Raw genomic sequence first — 18,914 nt, 5'->3', positions numbered from 1 at the left:
CCCCGCAACGCAAGGGAGGCGAAGTTCAGGCCCCCGCCTGCCGCAACGCTGCCTGGAGCTGGCCCCAGCTAATTACGCCCTCCGCGACGCGGCCGTTGATGAGCAGCGTCGGCGTACCGGTGACGGTGCCGTTGCCGGGGCTGGGACCGTTGTCCTGGGTCTGCTTGGCCAGCCGGTCGATCTCCGGCTGATTGCCGAGGCATTGCGCAGCCCTCGCTTCGGGCACGCCGCGCTGCTTGACGAACTCGACCAGCCCCATCGCCTGGCCCATGATCCGGAAGCGGTCGGCGGGCGCCGCGGCCTGGATCTGCTGCTGCACCGCGTCGGGAGCGTGCTGCAGCGCCTGGATGAACTCCTCCTGGTGGTGGAACATGTCCTCCAGCAGCGGGAAGAACGGATCGGTCCCGACACAGGTGCCGAGCAGCGCCGGCGGCATGTCCATCGGCCCGTGGACCAGGAACTCGCGGAACTCGAACGAGACCTTGCCGGTCCGGACATAGCGATCGGTGAGGGGCTGGAACCCCTCATTGGCCAGCGCGCCGCAGGTCGGGCACAGTCGCGAGCCATACTCGACCAGCTTGATCGGCGCATTGGGGTTGCCCATCACGAAGCCCTCTGCGGTCTTCGCCACCGTCTGGGTCCAGTCCTGGCCGGCTGGGGGGGCGACCGCGGCGACGGGCGCATGGGCGGTCGTGTTGCCCACCCCGTCGCTGCTCCCGCACGCGGCAAGGCCGAGCGCGAGGACGCCGGTGGCGAAAGCGAGAAGCGACTTCATGACATACTCCGGACGAAGAGGATCAATGCGCGCCCGCTGCGCGCAGCTGCGGCTCGAGCTGCGTCCAGCCGACATGGGTGATGAGGCGGCCATTGAGGAGGAAAGAGGGCGTGCCGTCGATGCCCGCGGGGATTGCGTTCATGCCCGCGGTCAGCCGGTCAACCTCCGCCTGATCGGCGAAGCAGGCGTCGACCGCGGCGGGCGCCAAGCCCTGCGCCTCGATCGCGGAGGTCAGCCCGCTGCCGTCGACGAGCGCGCGCAGCCGGGCGAGCGGCGGGTACATGTTGAGCCGCTGACCATTGGCCTGCTGAAACAGCTGGGCGCGATCGAGCCAGCTGTCCTGCGTCCGGTAGATGAACGCAGTGGTCGCGAGAAAGCGTCGCGGCCCGGTGCAGCGCGCGAGTACGACGACACCGAGATCGAGGGCGTTGAACAGGAAGTGGCGGACCTCGACACTGGTCGACCCCGACCGGACCATCTGGGCCGCCAGTACTGGCTCGGCCTGCACCGAAAAGGCGGCGCAATGCGAGCAGGTGTAGCTGACATATTCGATCAGCCTGACCGGCGCCCTGGGATTGCCGACGACATAATAACCGGCCGGCGTCTTCGCGGCGACGACGGTCCAGTCGCGCGGCGGCGCGGCGGCGGCGAGCGCGAACAGCGCGGCGAGGGCGGTAAGCAGGCGCATGCCGGTCAGCCGATCCGCGGCAGCCCGGCGCTCGCGGCGACGCCCGCAGCGAGCGATTCGAGGACCGCGCGGAGCTCGGGATCGGCGATCGACTTCAAACCGCCGCTCATCTCGACCGGTGCAGGTTGGGGAGAGGCGGGCGCAGTGCGGGCGGCGACGCGGGCGACGACCTCGCCCTGCCGGATCTGGACGCGCGCGACGGCGGTGTAGCCGAAGAAGCGGTTCACCCGCTCCGCGATCTCGGGCGTGATGTGCTGCATGGTCGGCGCATGGGCGCCCTTCACCACCAGGCTGAGCGTGCCGTCGCGCTTCTCTCCGGGCGGGAAGCGGAGCGATTCGGGTTGGCTGACCGCAGCCCAGCGCTCGCCGACGATATCGGGCCAGCGGCTGACGATCGCGGACTGGACGAAGCCGAACTTGCGAAAGGCGACGCCGCCGATCGCGGGGAGCAGCTCGGCCATCGCGCGCGGGCGGTTCGCGCGCGGCGGCTCCGTCTGGAGAGGGGGCTGGGGCGGGCGGGGGCGCTTGCTCACGGGCGCACCCATGCCATAGCGCGGCCGTGCCCGCCAAGCCCGTGTCCGCCAATCTGCTTACCGTCGCCGACCGGCTGCTGGCCTGGTACGACGTTCACCGCCGCGCGCTGCCGTGGCGGGCGCGGGCGGGAGAGGCGGCGGACCCCTATCGCGTCTGGCTTTCGGAGGTGATGCTCCAGCAGACCACGGTCGCGTCGGTGCGGCCGCGGTTCCTGGACTGGGTGGCGCGCTGGCCCGACCTGGCGAGCCTGGCGGCGGCAGACGGCGCCGAGGTGATGGCCGCCTGGGCTGGGCTGGGCTATTACGCCCGCGCGCGCAACCTGTTGAAGACGGCGCAGGCGGTGGTCGCCGAGCATGGCAGCCGGTTCCCGGCGGACGAGGCGGCGCTCAGGACGCTGCCGGGGCTGGGCGCGTACACCGCGGCCGCGGTGGCGGCGATCGCCTTTGGTCAGCGGGCGGTGGTGGTCGATGCCAACGTCGAACGGGTGGTCGCCCGGCTGCGGGCGATCGCAACGCCTCTGCCGGCGGCGCGTCCGGCTATCCGGGCAGCGGCTGATGCGATTACCCCCACGGCGCGGGCGGGCGACTTCGCGCAGGCGATGATGGACCTGGGCGCGACCGTGTGCACGCCGCGGCGACCGCGCTGCCTGCTGTGTCCGTTGCGGGAGGACTGTGCAGGCTACGCGACCGGTCGCCGCGAGACTTTTCCCGTCAAGGCGGCGAAGCGGGCGAAGCCGCAGCGTTATGGAACGGTATTCGCGCTCCTCAACCATTGCCGTCCGCGTGGTGGTGACGAAATCCTCCTGGTCCGTCGGCCCGCCCGAGGCTTGCTGGGCGGGATGCGGGCGCTGCCGACCGGGCCATGGACCGACGCGCCGCCGGGGCTGGCGGGCGCGCCCGCTGTTGCCGACTGGACGATCCTGCCCGCCACGGTCGCACATGGGTTCACCCATTTCGACCTGCAACTCGCGCTTGCCGTGGCGCGGGGGCAGGGGCATGGCGACGTGCCGGGCGATTGGTGGCCGGTGGCGGATCTCGCCGCGGCCGGGCTGCCCACCGTGTTCGCCAAGGCCGCGCGTCTGCTGGAGCCAGAACCATGATCGTCCGCTTCCTCCTCTGCACCGCCGCCGTGGCCGGGCTCGCCGCTACGGCGTTTGCAGGGCAGCAGCCCCAGTCTCGACCTCAGCCCCGTCCGGCGCCCATGCCGGTGCCCGCTGCGGCCGTCCCGGCGGCATCGCTGCTGCCGGGCACGCAGGCGCTGCTCGACAGCTATGTCCGCGACGGCAAGATGGCGGGCGCGGTTGGCGCGTTTGGGGTCGGCGATCTGCCGACGGTGTTCGTCTCGGCTGGCCGCCTAGCCGACGGCGACGCGCCCGCGGCCAATCCCGAGTCGCTGTGGCGGGTCTATTCGATGACCAAGCCGGTCACCGCATTTGCCGCGATGCTGCTGATCGAGGACGGGCGGCTGCGGCTCGATCAGCCGGTCAGCGACTTCTTCCCCGGCTTCGCGCACATGCGGGTGCTGACCGATCCCGACCACAGCCTCGCCTCGCGTCCGGCCGAGCATCAGATCACGATCCGCAACCTGCTGACCCACACCGCTGGGCTGGGCTACAACATCATCACCAGGGGGCCGCTGCTGCAGGAGTATGAGCGGCAGGGCATCCTGCCCGGTACGCTCAACCGCGCAACGGAAGCGCAGGCCCGGCGCGTCCGCCCGGCGACGCTGCAGCAATTCGCCGAGCGCGTTTCCGGCCTGCCGCTGATCGCGGAGCCGGGGACCAAGTGGAGCTATTCGATCGGGCTCGACGTGATGGGGGCGGTGATCGAGCGGGCGTCGGGCATGCCGTTCGACACCTTTGTCCAGCGGCGGGTGTTCACGCCGCTCGCCATGCGGTCAAGCTTCTGGACGGTGCCGCAGCGCGATGCGGGGCGGCTGGCGACCAACTATGCCTTTGCGGGCGCGACGCGGACGCCGCTCGATCCGGGCGCCACGTCGGTGTGGCTGGAGCCGCCGAGCTTTCCCTATGGCGGCGCCGGGCTCGTGATGTCGGCGCGTGACTATGATAGCTTCCTTCATATGCTGCAGGACGGCGGCAGGCTGAACGGTGTCCGCATCGCCCGCGCGGACACCGTGGCGACGATGATGTCGAACCTGCTGCCCGCGGGCGTCACCTTCGCCGGCATCGGCGGCTCGACCGGGGGCACGCAGGCGCCGAGCCAGGGCTTCGGGGCAGGCGGGGCGGTGTACCTGACGGACGGGCCGGGCGGGTTCCCTGGCCGCGGCACCTATGGCTGGGGCGGCGCGGCCGGCACGATCGCGTTCGTCGATCCGGCCCACCATTTCCGCGCGACGTTCATGGCCAACTATATGCCCGCCGACCGCTACCCCGTCAGGGCCGAGCTCGCCGCCGCGCTGGTGCGTGACGCGGCGCGGCTGCGGCAGTGAACGCCCCAGGATTTACGGGCGGAACCCTCGATCGTGCCGACCGGTTGCGGCATGATCCGGATGCGCTGGCGGCGGCGCTGGATTGGCGGACGCGGCTGCTGGTGCTCGGGCCCGGGTACGAGCCCGAAGTCGATGCCGAGGGGCGGCTCGGCTGGACTTCAATGGGCGACGCGCCTGCAGACGCCGAGTTGGTGCTGCTCGGCCTGGCAGGGGACCGCGCGCATGTCGCGGCGGTGACCTATCAGCCGGGCGGGGCGGCGTTCCGCTCGCCGCGGCTGCTCGCGGCGTTGGCCGACATGGCGCCGGGTGAGGCGGCGACCTGGGCAGCGGCGCGATCGGTGCTCGACTGGCATGCGCGGCACCGCTTCTGCGCCAATTGCGGCGCGGCGACCGCCCTGTTCCGCGCCGGCTGGGGGCGGCAGTGTCCGGCATGCTCGACCGAGCATTTCCCCCGCACCGATCCCGTCGTCATCATGATCGCCGACCATGGCGGCCGTGCGCTGCTGGGCCGGCAGGCGGCGTGGCCGGCGGGACGCTACTCGGCGCTGGCCGGGTTCCTGGAGCCGGGCGAGTCAATCGAGGAGGCGGTGGCGCGCGAGATCGGCGAGGAGGCGGGCGTGCGGGTAAAGGGCGTGCGCTATGTCGCCAGTCAGCCCTGGCCCTTTCCGTCGCAGCTGATGATCGCGTGCATCGCCGAGGCGGAAGACGACGCCCTGACGCTCGATCACAACGAGTTGGAGGACGCGATCTGGGTCCCGCGCGATGCGGTGCGGGTGGTGCTGGCAGGCGGCGAAGGCCCGTTCCTCGCGCCCCCTCCTCACGCGATCGCACATACGCTCTTGTCGCGGTGGGCGGCACTGGAACCTTCTCACCACGCCGGCGCTTAACGGAAGTTGCAGTGCGCAACCCTTGCGCCGCACCGAATGGGGGCACGCCGCATGCCGATCACGATCAACGGCCGCGCGGTCGACCCGCCCGCGGATCCGCGGGTGTCGCTGCTCGACTTCTGCCGCGAGCAACTGGGGCTGACCGGGTCGAAAAAGGGCTGCAACCAGGGCGCGTGCGGGGCATGCACGATGCTCGTCGACGGCGAGCGCATCCTGTCCTGCCTCAGCCTCGCGGTGCAATATGATGGGCGCCAGGTCACGACGATCGAGGGGCTGGCGGCGAACGACGAACAAGGAGGCGGCCTCCATCCGCTGCAGCGCGGCTTCATCGAGCATGACGGCTTCCAGTGCGGCTATTGCACGCCGGGGCAGATCTGTTCGGGCGTTGCGCTCGTGGCCGAGCTGAAGCGCGGGCTGCCGAGCCACGTCACCGCCGATCTCACCGGCGGGGTGACGCCGAGCCGCGAAGAGATACAGGAGCGGATGAGCGGCAATCTGTGCCGCTGCGGCGCGTATAACGGGATCGTCGAGGCGATCAGCGAGTATGTCGCGGCCGAACTGCCCGACCGGCAGGAGGTGGCGGCGTGACCCCGTTCAGCTACGCACGCGCCGCCGACCCGCAAGAAGCGCTGACGCTGGGCGCGCTCGCCGGAGCCAAGTTCCTGGGCGGCGGCACCAACCTGATCGACCTGATGCGCGAGGACATCGAGCGGCCGGCGCGGATCGTCGACGTCACGCGGCTGTCGGATGAGATCGAGGAGACCGCGAAGGGCGGGCTGCTGATCGGTGCCGGAGTGCGCAACACCGTGCTGGCGGAGCACCCCGCGGTGCGGACGCGCTATCCGGTGCTGGCGCGCGCGATCCTGGCGGGCGCATCGACGCAGATCAGGAACATGGCGACGGTCGGCGGCAACCTGCTGCAGCGCACCAGGTGCCCTTATTTCTACGACACCGCCGGTTCGCGGTGCAACAAGCGCGACCCCGGTGAGGGGTGCGACGCGATCGGCGGCTTCAACCGCATCCACGCCATCCTAGGCGCGTCGGCGCAGTGCGTGGCGACGCACCCGTCCGATATGTGCGTCGCCCTGGCGGCGCTGGATGCGACCGTCCACCTGCGCGCCGACGGCGGTGAGAGGACGGTGGCGTTCGGCGACTTGCACCGTCTGCCGGGCGACACGCCCGAGGTGGAGACGGTGCTGCGCCCGGGCGAGCTGATCACCGCGGTCGAGCTGCCCGCGCTGCCGATCGCGGCGACGTCCACCTATCGCAAGGTGCGTGACCGGGCGTCATACGCCTTTGCGCTGGTGTCGGTCGCGGCGGCGCTGACCGTCGAGGGCGGTATGGTGAAGGATGTGCGGCTGGCGTTGGGCGGGGTGGCGCACAAGCCGTGGCGCGCGATGAAGGCCGAGGCGAAGGTGCGCGGCGGTCCGGCGACTCCCGCCGCATTCCGCGCGGCGGCCGAAGCGGAGCTGGCCGACGCGCAGCCACTGCGCGACAACGGGTTCAAGATCGAGCTCGCGACCCGCACGATCGCGGCGGTGCTGGAGGAGCTGGCGGCATGAACCTCGCCGATGAAGCCAAGGTCAAGGCCCAGGCCTTGATGCAGAACGTCATGGGCAAGCTGGTGCCGCTGGCGCCAGACAGCTGGGTTCCGGGCGGCGTTCCCGACCCGCTGATCACGCACAAACACGGGCTGATCGGCAAGCCCGTGTCGCGGCTTGACGGGCCACTGAAGGTCAGGGGCGCGGCGAAGTTCGCGGCCGAGCGGCCGATGCCGGACATGGTCTATGCCGCGCTGGCCTACAGCACGGTGGCGAAGGGCCGGATCGAGACGCTCGACACCGCGGCCGCGGAAGCGGCGACGGGCGTGGTCGCGGTGATGACGTATCGCAACGCACCGCGGATGAATAAGCCGGCGGTGTTCGGCAGCTCGCCGACTGCGGCAGGGCCTTCCGATCTGCCGATCATGCAGGACGCCGAGATCCACTGGAACGGTCAGCCGATCGCGGTGGTGCTCGCCGCAACGCTGGAGCAGGCGGAGCACGCCGCGTCGCTGGTCCGCGCAACTTACCAGCTGGAAGGCGCGACCACGTCGTTCGCCGAGGCGATGATGGAGGGGACTAAGCAGGGCATATTCAACGGTGAAGCGCTGTTGAAAAAGAAGGGTGACGCGGCAGCGGCGCTGGCGGCGGCGGCGCACAAGGTCGACCACCTCTATCGGACGCCGCGCCACAACCACAATGCAATCGAGCTGCACGGCGCGACGATCGGCTGGGAGGGCGACACGCTCGTCATCCACGACGCGACACAGATGGTGACGGCGGAGGCGCAGACGATCGCCGACGTGTTCGACCTGAAGGCGGCGCAGGTTCGCATCACCTCGCCCTATGTCGGCGGCGGGTTTGGCGGGAAGTGCCTATGGGACCATCAGATCCTGGGTGCCGCCGCGGCGAAAATGGTCGGACAGCCGGTGCGGATCGCACTCAGCCGGGAGGGCGTGTACCGGGTTGTCGGCGGGCGCACGCTGACCGAACAGCGCGTCGCGATCGGCGCGGATGCGGACGGACGCTTCACCAGCATCATCCATACCGGCGCCGTCGCGATGACCGCGCACAACAACATGCCCGAGCCGTTCATCGCGGGCACCCAGGCGGCCTATGCGACCGAAACCGCCTATCTGCAGGTCGAGGCGGCGACGATGAACATGCTCGCCAACACCTTCATGCGCGCACCCGGCGAGTCGGTCGGCACGTTCGCGCTCGAATCGGCGGTCGACGAACTGGCGCATGAGCTGGGCATGGACCCGGTTGAGCTGCGGCTGAAGAACGAGCCGAGCGAGGATCCGCTGGACGGGCGGCCCTTTTCGTCCCGCAAGATCGTGGACGCCTGGCGGACGGGGGCGGAACGTTTCGGCTGGCCGAAGCGCAACCCGACGCCTGCACAGACCCGCGATGGCGACTGGCTGGTCGGCCTTGGCTGCGCGACCGGCACCTATCCCTATTACCGCATGCCCGGCAGCGCGGCACGGATCACGCTGACCCGCGACGGGCATGCGACCATCGAGGTCGCGGCGCACGAGATGGGGATGGGCACCGCGACCACTACCGCGATGGTCGCAGCCGAGCGGCTGGGGCTGCCGATGGAAAGGGTGGAGGTGCGCTATGGCGACAGCTCCATCCCCGGCGCGATCCTGGCGGGTGGGTCTCAGCAGACCGCGGCGATCGGCGCGGCGGTGATCGCGGCGTACAACAAGCTGGTCGGCGAGCTGCTGACGCTGGCGGGGAACGACTCGCCGCTGGCAGGGCTCAAGCCCGAGGAGGTCGGGAGCGAGGGCGGCGCGCTAGCGAAGCTGGACGACCCGGCGCGGCGCGAGACCTATGCGTCGATCCTCGACCGTGCGGCGCGCGACGCGGTGACGGTCGAGGCGGAGGCGTCGCAGCCGATGGAGCTGATGCACTGGTCGATGCACTCGCATTCGGCGATGTTCGCGGAGGTGGCGGTCCATGCCGTTACCGCCGAGCTCCGCGTGCGCCGCATCCTGGGTTCGTTCGACTGCGGGCGCATCCTCAACGAAAAGACGGCGCGTTCGCAGTTTCGCGGCGGCATCATCATGGGGCTGGGCCTCGCGCTGATGGAGGAAACCCAATTCGACGAGCGCAACGGCCGAATCATGAACCCGAGCCTCGCCGAGTATCACGTGCCCGTGCACATGGACGTACCCGAGATCGACGTGATCTGGACCGACATCGCCGATCCGCACACCCCCATGGGCGCGCGCGGCATCGGCGAGATCGGCATCACGGGCACGGCGGCGGCGGTCGCGAACGCGGTGTTCAACGCGACCGGCAAGCGCGTGCGCGACTTGCCGATCACGCTGGACAAGCTGCTGTAGCGCCATCCCGCGGATGTGCTTTGGGCCGCCAAGGTAACGCTCGCTCGACAGGCGGCGCCGTGCGGCGCATCGGCGTCGCCACAAAGGAGCCCGCTGCATGACCGATTACGAACCGCCCAAGGTCTGGACTTGGAACACCGCATCGGGCGGCCAGTTCGCCAACATCAATCGGCCGATCGCAGGTGCGACGCACGACAAGGAGCTGCCGGTCGGCAAGCACCCGTTCCAGCTCTACTCGCTTGGCACGCCCAACGGCGTCAAGGTGACGATCCTGTTCGAGGAGCTGCTCGCGGCAGGGCACGCGGACGCCGAGTACGATGCCTGGCTGATCAACATCATGACTGGCGACCAGTTCGGCAGCGGCTTCGTCGACGCCAACCCCAACAGCAAGATCCCGGCGCTGGTCGACCATAGCGGCGCTGCGCCGGTGCGGATATTCGAGTCGGGCGCGATCCTGCTCCATCTGGCGGAGAAGTTCGGCGCGTTCCTGCCGACTTCCGGTCCCGTGCGCGCGGAGGCGTTGAGCTGGCTGTTCTGGCAGGTGGGCAGCGGGCCGTTCGTCGGCGGCGGCTTCGGCCATTTCTATGCCTATGCGCCGGTGAAGATCGAATATGCGATCAACCGCTTTGCGATGGAGGCGAAGCGCCAGCTAGACGTGCTCGACCGGCGACTGGCGGACAATCGCTTCCTGGCGGGGGACGACTACACCATCGCCGACATGGCGGTGTGGCCTTGGTACGGCGCGATCGTCACCAACCAGGCGTACGGGGCGGCCGAGTTCCTGTCGGCGCACGAATACACCCATCTGAGACGCTGGACCGACGAGATCGGCGTGCGGGCGGCGGTGAAGCGCGGGCGGATGGTCAACCGTCGCATGGGCGATCCTGCCGAGCAGCTGTGGGAGCGTCACGACGCCAGCGACTTCGACCTGAAGACGCAGGACAAGGTCGAGCCGGCGGCTTAGCAAGGGGCGGCCGGGCCGGGGGCGATCGGACCGTCCGGCGCCAGTGGCGGGACTCGGGACCGACCGGAAGGGCGGGTTTAGACGATCGCCATTCCCCATGCCAATGTGACAGAGCGGCCCTGCCAAGTCAGGCTCGACTCGTCCCGTCGAACAAACGACACGCCGCAGCGCGTTTGACGACTCGATACCTGTTTCGGCATCGCAACGGGATAGATCAGTCCGGCTGCGCCATGTGATCGGCGCGCACGGGCGAGACGTGGGAACCCCGGCAATCGCCTTCTTCGACAAACGCTTACGCGCTTGTCCGGGTATCTTGCGCCCTTGAGCGTTGTCGATGTACCCCGTTAATAACCTTTCCTTTGTTCTTGCCCTGGCTGCGGCGGTTGCCGTGCCGCCCGCTTTGTCATCCTCGGCAGCCCTTGCCAGCGGGCAGACTGCCCCCGAGCACGTCGCGACCGCAGCGACGGCGGCGGTCGCGGTGGTTGCCGACCAGACGCTGCCGGTCCCGCAACTGGCGCTGCCCGTACAGATCGTCGCGCCGGCGGCCCCTTTGCCCGAAGCACAGGCCGACCCCGCACCCGATGCCAACGAAATCGAGTGCGTCGCCAAGATCATCATGCACGAAGCCGCCTATGAGCCGCGCGCGGGCCGCGTCGCCGTGGCGCAGGTGGTGCGGGCGCGCGTCCGGTCGGGCCGCTTCGCGCCCAGCGCGTGCGGCGTCGCCCGCCAGCGCGGCCAGTTCTTCGACGTCGACGCCTTCCGGCCCGCCCGGTCCTCGGCCGCCTGGAGCGAGGCGGTGGCGATCGCGACACAGACCCTGAGCGAAGCCGATGGCGAGGAGCAGGCGCCGGGCGCCTTGTTCTTCCACGCTGCGTACTCGCCGATGCCCGGCCACACCCGTGTGACCCAGATCGGCGGGCACGTCTTCTACCGCTGACGCGCGGGCGGCTCGGGATTGCATCGGCAATCCTGGCGCTGCCTACTCCCCCGCGTCGGCGGCCCCGCGCTGGCCCGGCTCTTCCTTCTCGAACCGGGCCGCACGCACCTTAGTCCAGACGTCGTGCAGGCGATTGCGAGGCGCGTCGAACCCCGCGCGCGCGGCGCCGCCGGTCCAACCGGTGACAGCAGGCCGGAAGGCCTCGGTCAGCGCGTTCGGGGACAGCTCGTCGAACCACTCGCCCATCGAATGCGCGTTGGCGAAGAGCAGCACGGCGGTCGTGACGGCGATCGTCACTGTCGTCCACCGCCACGGCCGCACCGCGTCGACCGCGTCGGTCTGCAGCAGCACCGGTGAGCCGACATCGGCAAGCGAGCCCTGATCCGCGCTGGTCGTCATGGCCGTCTCCGTCAGAACCGGTAGTAGATGAACGGCGCGATGCCTGCCGGACGCATCGTGTCGATCACCAGGATCAGCACGCCGAGTACGAGGCCGAGCGCCGGCGCGGGCCACGTCCTGACCCGCGACGCCAGCCCCGGCAGCCAGTGCGCCGGCAGGAAGTTGATGCCGATACCCAGCGTCACCAGCCCGAGCGACAGCGGCGTCACCAGCGTGTTGGCGAAGCCGCCGGTGAACAGCGCCCCCAGATAGGTGAGCGCATCACCCAGCGTCGGCGCGCGGAAGAATATCCAGCCAAGCAGGACGACATGAAAGGTGATGACAACCGCCGCCCAGGTGGGGAGCGGCCGCCACCAAGCGGGCGTGCGGTCGCGCCAGACGCGTTCGATGCACTGCACCGCCCCGTGCCACGCGCCCCAGATGATGAAGGTGAAGCTGGCGCCGTGCCACAGCCCGCCCAACAGCATCGTCAGCATCAGGTTGCGGGACGCAAAGGTGAGGCTGCCGCGCCCGCCGCCCAATGGGATGTAGAGGTAATCGCGCAGCCAGCTCGACAGGCTGATATGCCAGCGCCGCCAGAAGTCCTGCAGCGAGCGGGCGCGATAGGGCTGGTCGAAATTGCGCGGGAAGACATAGCCGAGCAGCGCCGCGATCCCGATCGCCATGTCGGTATAGGCCGAGAAGTCGCAGAAGATCTGCACCGCATAGCCATAGGCGGCGATCAGCAGATCGAAACTCGACCGCGAGCCCGGATCGAAGAACGCCGGGTCGACCAGCGCCGTCGCCAGCTCCGATGCGATCACCGCCTTCTTGAACAGCCCCCAGACGATCAGCAGCAGCCCCGCCGCCGCGCGCCCGCGATCGGCGCGCGGCGCCTGCTGGAACTGCGGCAGCAGGTCCGACGCGCGCACGATCGGCCCGGCGACGAGGTGCGGGAAGAAGCTCATCAGCAGCGTGAGGTCGAGCAGCGTGGCGGGCAAGACCCGGCCGCGTCGGACGTCGACCAGATAGCTGATCGCCTGAAAGGTGAAGAAGGAGATGCCGACCGGCAGCAGCGCCTGGAGCAGCGGCACGTCGCGCGCGAGGCCGAACGCGCCGAGCAGCGTCGCCAGCTGTTCGGAGAAGAAGCCGGCATATTTGAACCAGCCGAGCACGCCCAGATTAGCGGTGACGCCCAGTGTCAGCAGCGCGCGCGCCGCCGCGGGACGCGCGACAATGGCGCGGGCCAGCGCCCAGTTGACTACCGCCGACACGATCAGCAACGCGACGAACCGCCCGTCCCAGGCGCCGTAGAAAAACCAGCTGGCGAGCAGCAGCGCGATCTTCCGCCATTCGTTCGACGCCTGCAGGCTCCACGCGATCGCATAGACGACGAGGAAAAACAGCCCGAAGGCGAGCGTCGGGAACAGCATCTAGCGGATGCCGAGGTTCGCGGCCGCCGCGTCGAGGTCCGCCTGGAGCAGGCGCGCGATCTCAACGCCGCCTGCGGTGCTGAAGTGGACGCGGTCAGGGCGCATCAGCGGCGCGGCGCCGAGTGCCCAGCGGGTCGCGGTGCAGCGCCCGCCCATCGCCATGCCCCAGTCCCAGAAGGCGGCACCCGTCGCATGCGCGACGCGGCGCTGGATCGCCTGCACCAGCGGCAGCGCGGCGGTCGGGCGCCAGTCAGCGGCGGCCGGTGCGGCGAGCAGGGGCGGGGGTGCGAATGGCGGCGGCGCGGCGGTGTCGATCACGCAAGGCGCGGAACTGCCCCAGCTGCCCGCCTGCAACGCCGGCAGTTTGGTCGCCGAGTCGGGCGCGCCCAGGATCAGCGTCGGCACTCCCGGCAGCAGCCGCCGGAGCCGCGCGAGGCCACCGCGCAGCCGCGCCTCATATTCGGCGGCCGAGAAGCGCGGGACGTAAGCCTCGTTGGTGCCGAACGCGACGACGAGCAGGTCGGGGCGGTACTGCGCCACCTCGGCCGCGACGAGGCGGTCATCCTCGCGCTCCATGTGCATCATCTGCGCGCCGACGGTGCCGAGGTTTGAAAGCTCGACCCCCGCCGCGCCGACCCGCTCGGTCGCCATCGAGGTAATCGTGACCGGTCCGCCGCCCGCCGTCAGCGACGCGCCATAGGCCGGGCCCTGCGTGTCGACGGCGTGGCAGCGCGGCTCGATCCGGTCGCCGTCGAGCGGCATTGCCTCGCTCGCCGTGCCGATCCGGAGCGTCAGCGTCCCGCCACCGGGCTGCGCCAGTGCGCAGACGGTGAAACGGTCGAACGCCGTCCGGTCCGCGGCGATTGACAAGGTCGCGCCGTCGGCAACGGTGGTCAGGCTGAAGTTGCTGAGCCCTACCGGTGTCGTCCCGGCACTGCTGTAGGTCGCGCCGAAGATGCCGGCGACGCTCCATCCCGGCGACTGCGCGGCGGTAACGTTGCGGGTGAGGTAGCCCTGATAGGGCCGCCCCGGCGCCAGCACGCCGCGCCCCGCATCGCCATAGCGCGTTTGCAACGCCGCCCGCCACGCGCCCGTGACCTGGTCGCCCGCGGTATGGCTGTCGCCGAGCTGAAGGATGCGGACGGTGCGGGCGTCGCGGCGCGCGTGCGCCAGTTTTTCCAAGAAGGGGCGCAGCCGCTCGGCATCGCACAGCGTGCAGGGCGGCGGGGCCGGAGCGGCCGTCATCGCCTGCGCCAGGCCGAGCAGCGCGGCAATCATCGCGCGGCGGCCGTCGACGACGGCGTCGGCGCGGGCCGCCCCGCCGCGCGGCGGGAGCGCTCGGCGTAGCTGCGGATGTTCGCGATCAGCCCTTCGGTGATGTGCTGATAGCCCATGCCGATCATGTGCACCCCGTCGGGCGTGCGGATCAGCATCGGCGCGCCGGTCCGCGCGTTGGGGACATAGGCCGTGTACTGGCCGTGCGCGTCGACAGACGCCGCGCGCGTGGCGACGAAGGGCACGCCCAGCGGCCCCAGCCGCGCGGCGTAGAAGGCGTTGATCTGCTGCACGCCGCGATCGGTATCGGGATCGCGCATCACCGGCAGCCCGACCCACGCCACCGCCGCCCCTGTCGAGCGCACCGCGGCCACGAAGCGGTCGACGCGACCGCCGACGGTCCCCTTCCACTCGTCGGAGAGATAGGGCTGGAGGTGCTTGTTCTCCCAGATCGGCTGGACGTCGTTCAATCCGAAGGAGATGACCGCGACGTCGATCGGGTCGGCCCTCACCTGCGTCAGCGCACGCTGCTCCAGGTCGAGCTGGTGGTAGCGGGTAAAGCCGGTCGCCTCCTTCGAAAAGCGGTAGACATCATAGCCCTCCTCGCGCGGCAGGCGGCGGTACAGTGCGTCGTAGACGCCGTCGCCGAAGCTGTCGCCGAACACGCCGATCCGGATCCGCCCGGTCGACGCGACGCGCTGGACGACGCGGGCGTCGGGCGCGCCGACGAGCGGGACCAGCGCCGCCGCGCCGCCCGCGGCCGGGGCCGAGGCTGCCGCGACCGTGCCGCTGCTCCCGCCGCCGCCCGCCGCCAGGCTGCCGGCGAGGCTATCCTGTCCGCCCCGGTTGAACGACAACCCGACCGCGAACCCCGACGCCAGCCCCAGGAAAAGCACGGCGGTGCGATCGCCGGCGAACCGGAAGGAGGGGCGTAGGGACATGGAAACCCAGCCCTGTCACGCCGCCGCGCGCGATGCAATCGGCGGCTGGCGCGGCGTGACCATGGGGGCGGCGAACGGGTTCAGGGCGAGCCGCCGCCCCTTCACCCCTGCTCCAGATCGCGCAGGTCGAGGCCCCGCGTCTCGCGGCCAAACAGCGCGACGAGCAGGATCGAGGCGACCGTCGGGACCATGATGATCGCCGCCGCGACGCCCATGCTCGGCACCCGCCCGGTGATGCTGAGCGCCTGGGCGAGCAGCCCGCCGCCCTTGGTGCACGCCGCGATCCACCCCGTCGCGCGGCCGCGGACGGCCAGCGGGACGCTCTCAGCAGCATAGGGCAGGAGGATGGCGATGATGCCGTTCGAACCGACGATCAGCAGCGCCACCGGCCACACCGGGCTGCCCGCGCCGCTCGTCTCCAGGCGCAGGACGAGGATGAGGCCGGCCAGCGTGACCGCGGTCATGACGACCAGCGCCGTCTTGCTGCTCCACCGGCTGTAGAGGAGCGCGGCGACGAACACGGTCGGGCATGCGATCAGCGCCGATTCGGCGAGCAGGCGGCTCGACACGCCGACCGAATAGCCTTTCGCGACCAGGTCGGCGGGCAGCCACAGCAGCAGCCCGAAATTGACCAATCCCCAGGCCAGTGCGCAGATGCTGAGCGCGGCGATCTTCGCGGCCAGCCGCCGCCCGGTCAGTGCAGTGTAGCGGGCCCCGGCGAGCCCGGCCTGTTCGCGCGTCGCGGTCCGGACGCGCGCGCCGAAGCGGCGCATCACCGCGTCCGCCTCCGCGGTCCGGCCGCGGGCGAGCAGGAACTTGGCCGATTCCGGGATGAAGCCGCCGAGCAGCACCAGCGTCAGTCCGGTCGGCAGGTTGATGAGCCACAGGATGCGCCAGCCGAACACCGGCTGGAGCAGCGCCGACGCGCCGCTCGCCGCAAAATAGCCGCCGACCGCGCCCAGCCCGCCGACCAGCACCAGCGCCCAGCCGCGGTGCCGGTTGGGCATCATCTCCGCGAGCAGCGCATAGGTCACCGGCAGCATGCCCCCCGCCGCCAGCCCCATCATGAAGCACATGCCGACGTTCCAGGCGAGGCTGGGCATCGCGCCGCAGATCGAGGTGCCGACGAACATCACCGCCGACAGCAGGATCGACGCCTTGCGCCCATAGATGTCGGCGATGACCCCCCAGAGGAACGACCCCGTCACCGTGCCCATCAGCGCGAAGAACGGCACCAGGCTGACCGTCGCCTTGGGCACGCCATACTCGCCGACCATGCCGGGTACGGTGAAGCCGAGCGAGGCGGGCTTCATCACGTCGATGATGAGCGCGACCACCAGCACGATCATCAGCCGCCAATGCTGCCAGCCGAGGCGCGCATCCTCGGGCGCGGCGACGACGATCGCCGCCGCGGCGGCGCGCTGGGCGGCGAGGTCGCGCGGGAGGAGGCCATAGCCCGCAACGACAACGCCGACGACGATCAGGGCCATGCCGGCCAGCATGCCCGCCCCCATCGGCATTCCCGCCAGCCGGTAGTGCATCTCCCGCGCCATCAGGAACATCGGCAGGTGCGCGATGACGCCCGCGGTCACGGCGATGCAGCCGAGCACGAACGCCCACAGCGCCTGCCGTTCCGACAACACACTGGACCTCCCGGACGCGACGGTCGCCAATGACGGGTCTAGTGTACTGCCGGATCGATTGCCGGCGCGGCCGGCCGGCGGGCGTAAAGCCCGAAGGCGGCGATCACCGCATAGCATATCGCCGGCAACAGCAGCGCAGCGGCGAGACTGGACGCGTCGGCGATGCCGCCCGTCACCAAGGGGATCACCGCGCCGCCGAAGATCGCGACGTTGATGATCCCCGATCCGTCCGCCGCCCGCGCGCCCAGGCCCTCGCTCGCCAGCGCGAAGATGGTCGGGAACATGATCGAATTCATCAGCCCGACCGCCAGCAGCGTGTCGGCCGACAGCGCGCCGCCGCTGTTGACCGAGATCAGCATCAGCACGATCGCGCCGGCCGCGACGCCCGCCAGCACCTTGCCAGGGCTGACCGTGCGCAGCACCGCCGAGCCGACGAAGCGTCCGATCATCGCGCCGCCCCAGTAGAATAGCAGCTGTTTGCCCGCCGACTGGCCGGTCAGACATAAGGTGTGACTGGATTTCAGATAATTGACTAAGGTCGAGCCGATCGCGACCTCCGCCCCGACATAGAGGAAGATGCACAGCGCGCCGAACGCGAAGCGCGGCCGGCGCAGCAGCGCGAGACTGGCCGACAGGCTGGTCGCCTCGTGCCGCTCACCCTTCAGTCGATCGCGGAACAGCCAGACCATCGCCGCGATCACCGCCAGCGCGATTGCGAGGCCCAGATAGGCGTGTGCGACCGTCTGCGATTCTGCGATGCGATAGGCCGCGGTCGGTGCGGCGGGCACAGCTTCCGCGCCGCCCCGGCACGCCGGATCAACGACCCGCGTCACGTCCCAGAAGGACTGGGTCGCGCCGCCGCCTGCCGCCGCCAGCGGCGCCAGGATCAGGATCGAGCCGACGAACGGGAAGATGGTGGTGCCGACCGAGTTGAACGCCTGTGCGAAGGTGAGACGGCTGTGCGCCGTGCGCGGCGATCCCAACAGGCTGATCAGCGGGTTGGACACGATCTGGACCAGCACGACCCCCGTCGCCAGCACGAACAGCGCGGACAGGAACAGCCCGTACACCCCGATCCGCGAGGCAGGGATGAACAAGAGGCAGCCGACCATCATCGTCAACAGCCCCGCCACCGCGCCGCGCATATAGCCGAGGCGCTTGACCAGCATCGCGCCGGGAATGCCGACCACGGCATAGGCGGTAAAGAAGCAGAACTGCACCAGCATCGCCTGGGTGTAGTTGAGCGTGAACAGGTCCTTCAGCTTCGGGATGATGACGTCGTTCAGCGACGTGATGCCGCCGAAGATGAAGAACAGCGCCATCACGAACGGGCGCAGCTCCCGCGAACCGCTTTGGCGGTCGCTGTCCGGGCCGAGCGGAACCTCGCTGGCCGCGGGGGGGGGAAGCGGCATGCTATGAACCTCCTGACGGCGTGGGGCGCCGATGCTTGCCCTGTGGCGATCGGGCCGGGATCATAGCCTGATCGCCGTCGACGGCCAGTGCGAAGAACGGAGCCGGCGCGCTGCCGACCCGCGCGCGACGCTCCGCCTGCGACGCGGCGGCCGCGCCGGGCAGGTCTACGAGGCTCACTACGTCGGGGTCGCAGGTCACCCACCAGCAATAAGTCTGGTCGGGCGACGCGGCAGGGTTTGCCGCGACCAAGCCGGCGCCGTCGATGTGCCCCTCGACCCGGCGGGATTGGCTGGAGGCCCGATGGTGCACGCCGTCGGCCGCGACGCTCTTGCGCGGCGACGTCCAGCCGGTCAGCACGGGCGCCCCGTCGCACCAATCCGTCGTCTCGACCAGACGCTGCTCGTAGCTGAACGCCGCGCCGCGCCGCCCCACCTCGGTATAGCAGAGCGTCACCGTCCCGGCGCGGTCCAGCACCGCCGGGCCCGACCCTTCGCGCGTCCCCGGCCCGCAGTCGTCGGGCAGTGCCGGCCTGACAGGCCGGTGAGTGGTCCGCCGAGGTGGAGCAGCGGCAGGCTCGCCTCGTCGGCGCCGAGATCGGAATGGAACGGCGCCATATTGCCCTGCTGCAGCCCGAAGCTGAACTGCAGGCCCAGGAAGTCGGGGTTCATGTCCAGGATACACATGGCGGTTAGCCGGGGCTTGTCGA

18 protein-coding genes and 1 pseudogene are annotated in these 18,914 nt (G+C 70.3%); 8 read left to right on the top strand and 11 right to left on the bottom strand.

What is annotated here, in order from left to right:
- Nucleotides 1-25: 25 nt before the first annotated feature.
- Genes ACP2AD_RS15180 through ACP2AD_RS15170 form a run of 3 tightly spaced genes read right to left on the bottom strand, consistent with a single transcriptional unit; the run spans nt 26 to nt 2,008 of the window.
- Entirely contained in the window at nt 26-775 is a 750-nt protein-coding gene (locus ACP2AD_RS15180; protein WP_425230877.1) for a DsbA family protein, read from the bottom strand.
- Nucleotides 776-797: 22 nt separating this feature from the next.
- The gene (locus ACP2AD_RS15175; protein WP_425230876.1) at nt 798-1,463 is read right to left on the bottom strand and encodes a thioredoxin domain-containing protein; all 666 of its coding nucleotides are present in this window, start codon (nt 1,461-1,463) and stop codon (nt 798-800) included.
- A gap of 5 nt (nt 1,464-1,468) precedes the next feature.
- Nucleotides 1,469-2,008 carry a DUF721 domain-containing protein gene (locus tag ACP2AD_RS15170; protein ID WP_425230875.1) on the bottom strand — a complete coding sequence of 180 codons (540 nt, stop codon included), beginning with the start codon at nt 2,006-2,008 and terminating at the stop codon, nt 1,469-1,471.
- 14 nt (nt 2,009-2,022) lie between these two features.
- Between ACP2AD_RS15170 and ACP2AD_RS15165 the strand changes: the two genes are divergently transcribed.
- The 8 genes from ACP2AD_RS15165 (at nt 2,023) to ACP2AD_RS15130 (ending at nt 11,125) form a co-directional block, all read left to right on the top strand.
- Nucleotides 2,023-3,096 (top strand): A/G-specific adenine glycosylase, encoded by a 1,074-nt coding sequence (locus ACP2AD_RS15165; RefSeq protein WP_425230874.1) that lies wholly within the window; start codon nt 2,023-2,025, stop codon nt 3,094-3,096.
- On the top strand, nt 3,093-4,445 hold the full coding sequence (locus ACP2AD_RS15160) for a serine hydrolase domain-containing protein (RefSeq protein ID WP_425230873.1): 1,353 nt from the start codon (nt 3,093-3,095) through the stop codon (nt 4,443-4,445). Before ACP2AD_RS15165 ends, ACP2AD_RS15160 begins: the two co-directional genes overlap by 4 nt.
- On the top strand, nt 4,442-5,332 hold the full coding sequence (nudC, locus tag ACP2AD_RS15155) for an NAD(+) diphosphatase (protein ID WP_425230872.1): 891 nt from the start codon (nt 4,442-4,444) through the stop codon (nt 5,330-5,332). Before ACP2AD_RS15160 ends, nudC begins: the two co-directional genes overlap by 4 nt.
- 51 nt (nt 5,333-5,383) lie before the next feature.
- Nucleotides 5,384-5,920: a 2Fe-2S iron-sulfur cluster-binding protein gene (locus ACP2AD_RS15150; RefSeq protein ID WP_425230871.1), complete on the top strand. Its 537-nt coding sequence runs from the start codon at nt 5,384-5,386 to the stop codon at nt 5,918-5,920.
- Nucleotides 5,917-6,894, top strand: coding sequence for an FAD binding domain-containing protein (locus ACP2AD_RS15145; protein ID WP_425230870.1), 978 nt, complete (start codon nt 5,917-5,919; stop codon nt 6,892-6,894). Before ACP2AD_RS15150 ends, ACP2AD_RS15145 begins: the two co-directional genes overlap by 4 nt.
- Nucleotides 6,891-9,224, top strand: a complete 2,334-nt coding sequence (locus tag ACP2AD_RS15140; protein WP_425230869.1) for a xanthine dehydrogenase family protein molybdopterin-binding subunit — start codon at nt 6,891-6,893, stop codon at nt 9,222-9,224. The genes ACP2AD_RS15145 and ACP2AD_RS15140 overlap by 4 nt, the downstream gene beginning before the upstream one ends.
- A gap of 97 nt (nt 9,225-9,321) precedes the next feature.
- On the top strand, nt 9,322-10,188 hold the full coding sequence (yghU, locus tag ACP2AD_RS15135) for a glutathione-dependent disulfide-bond oxidoreductase (protein ID WP_425230868.1): 867 nt from the start codon (nt 9,322-9,324) through the stop codon (nt 10,186-10,188).
- Between the two features lie 388 nt (nt 10,189-10,576).
- Nucleotides 10,577-11,125: a cell wall hydrolase gene (locus tag ACP2AD_RS15130; protein WP_425230867.1), complete on the top strand. Its 549-nt coding sequence runs from the start codon at nt 10,577-10,579 to the stop codon at nt 11,123-11,125.
- 42 nt (nt 11,126-11,167) lie between these two features.
- On the opposite strand, the gene ACP2AD_RS15125 is transcribed toward ACP2AD_RS15130, so the two are convergent.
- The 8 genes and pseudogenes from ACP2AD_RS15125 to ACP2AD_RS15090 form a co-directional block, all read right to left on the bottom strand.
- A complete protein-coding gene (locus ACP2AD_RS15125; RefSeq protein ID WP_425230866.1) occupies nt 11,168-11,524 on the bottom strand; it encodes a hypothetical protein in 357 nt (118 codons plus the stop codon).
- Nucleotides 11,525-11,535: 11 nt separating this feature from the next.
- Nucleotides 11,536-12,936: an MBOAT family O-acyltransferase gene (locus ACP2AD_RS15120; RefSeq protein ID WP_425230865.1), complete on the bottom strand. Its 1,401-nt coding sequence runs from the start codon at nt 12,934-12,936 to the stop codon at nt 11,536-11,538.
- Nucleotides 12,937-14,214: a GDSL-type esterase/lipase family protein gene (locus ACP2AD_RS15115; RefSeq protein WP_425230864.1), complete on the bottom strand. Its 1,278-nt coding sequence runs from the start codon at nt 14,212-14,214 to the stop codon at nt 12,937-12,939.
- On the bottom strand, nt 14,211-15,152 hold the full coding sequence (locus tag ACP2AD_RS15110) for a GDSL-type esterase/lipase family protein (RefSeq protein WP_425230863.1): 942 nt from the start codon (nt 15,150-15,152) through the stop codon (nt 14,211-14,213). Before ACP2AD_RS15110 ends, ACP2AD_RS15115 begins: the two co-directional genes overlap by 4 nt.
- A 101-nt stretch (nt 15,153-15,253) precedes the next feature.
- Nucleotides 15,254-16,795 carry an MFS transporter gene (locus ACP2AD_RS15105; RefSeq protein WP_425230862.1) on the bottom strand — a complete coding sequence of 514 codons (1,542 nt, stop codon included), beginning with the start codon at nt 16,793-16,795 and terminating at the stop codon, nt 15,254-15,256.
- Nucleotides 16,796-16,833: 38 nt separating this feature from the next.
- Complete coding sequence (locus tag ACP2AD_RS15100) at nt 16,834-18,207, bottom strand: sugar MFS transporter (protein ID WP_425230861.1); 1,374 nt, start codon at nt 18,205-18,207, stop codon at nt 16,834-16,836.
- 1 nt (nt 18,208) lies between these two features.
- The gene (locus ACP2AD_RS15095; RefSeq protein ID WP_425230860.1) at nt 18,209-18,682 is read right to left on the bottom strand and encodes a hypothetical protein; all 474 of its coding nucleotides are present in this window, start codon (nt 18,680-18,682) and stop codon (nt 18,209-18,211) included.
- Nucleotides 18,683-18,741: 59 nt separating this feature from the next.
- Nucleotides 18,742-18,891: pseudogene (locus tag ACP2AD_RS15090) on the bottom strand (MFS transporter); the annotation flags it as partial.
- Between the last annotated feature and the right edge of the window lie 23 nt (nt 18,892-18,914).

It is taken from the genome of Sphingomonas sp., from assembly GCF_965248875.1.
Classification (GTDB): Bacteria; Pseudomonadota; Alphaproteobacteria; order Sphingomonadales; family Sphingomonadaceae; genus Sphingomonas.
The sequence above is the reverse complement of the archived record's forward strand: the minus strand, read 5'-3'. Positions and strand labels throughout refer to the sequence as shown.

Excerpts from the sequence above, each read along its gene's own strand:
- ACP2AD_RS15125 (WP_425230866.1), bottom strand. The coding sequence starts at position 11,524 with ATGACGACCAGCGCGGATCAGGGCTCGCTTGCCGATGTCGGCTCACCG.
- ACP2AD_RS15110 (WP_425230863.1), bottom strand. The coding sequence starts at position 15,152 with ATGTCCCTACGCCCCTCCTTCCGGTTCGCCGGCGATCGCACCGCCGTG.
- ACP2AD_RS15120 (WP_425230865.1), bottom strand. The coding sequence starts at position 12,936 with ATGCTGTTCCCGACGCTCGCCTTCGGGCTGTTTTTCCTCGTCGTCTAT.
- ACP2AD_RS15140 (WP_425230869.1), top strand. The coding sequence starts at position 6,891 with ATGAACCTCGCCGATGAAGCCAAGGTCAAGGCCCAGGCCTTGATGCAG.
- ACP2AD_RS15180 (WP_425230877.1), bottom strand. The coding sequence starts at position 775 with ATGAAGTCGCTTCTCGCTTTCGCCACCGGCGTCCTCGCGCTCGGCCTT.
- ACP2AD_RS15160 (WP_425230873.1), top strand. The coding sequence starts at position 3,093 with ATGATCGTCCGCTTCCTCCTCTGCACCGCCGCCGTGGCCGGGCTCGCC.
- ACP2AD_RS15100 (WP_425230861.1), bottom strand. The coding sequence starts at position 18,207 with ATGCCGCTTCCCCCCCCCGCGGCCAGCGAGGTTCCGCTCGGCCCGGAC.
- yghU (WP_425230868.1), top strand. The coding sequence starts at position 9,322 with ATGACCGATTACGAACCGCCCAAGGTCTGGACTTGGAACACCGCATCG.
- ACP2AD_RS15175 (WP_425230876.1), bottom strand. The coding sequence starts at position 1,463 with ATGCGCCTGCTTACCGCCCTCGCCGCGCTGTTCGCGCTCGCCGCCGCC.
- ACP2AD_RS15170 (WP_425230875.1), bottom strand. The coding sequence starts at position 2,008 with ATGGGTGCGCCCGTGAGCAAGCGCCCCCGCCCGCCCCAGCCCCCTCTC.
- ACP2AD_RS15150 (WP_425230871.1), top strand. The coding sequence starts at position 5,384 with ATGCCGATCACGATCAACGGCCGCGCGGTCGACCCGCCCGCGGATCCG.
- ACP2AD_RS15115 (WP_425230864.1), bottom strand. The coding sequence starts at position 14,214 with ATGATTGCCGCGCTGCTCGGCCTGGCGCAGGCGATGACGGCCGCTCCG.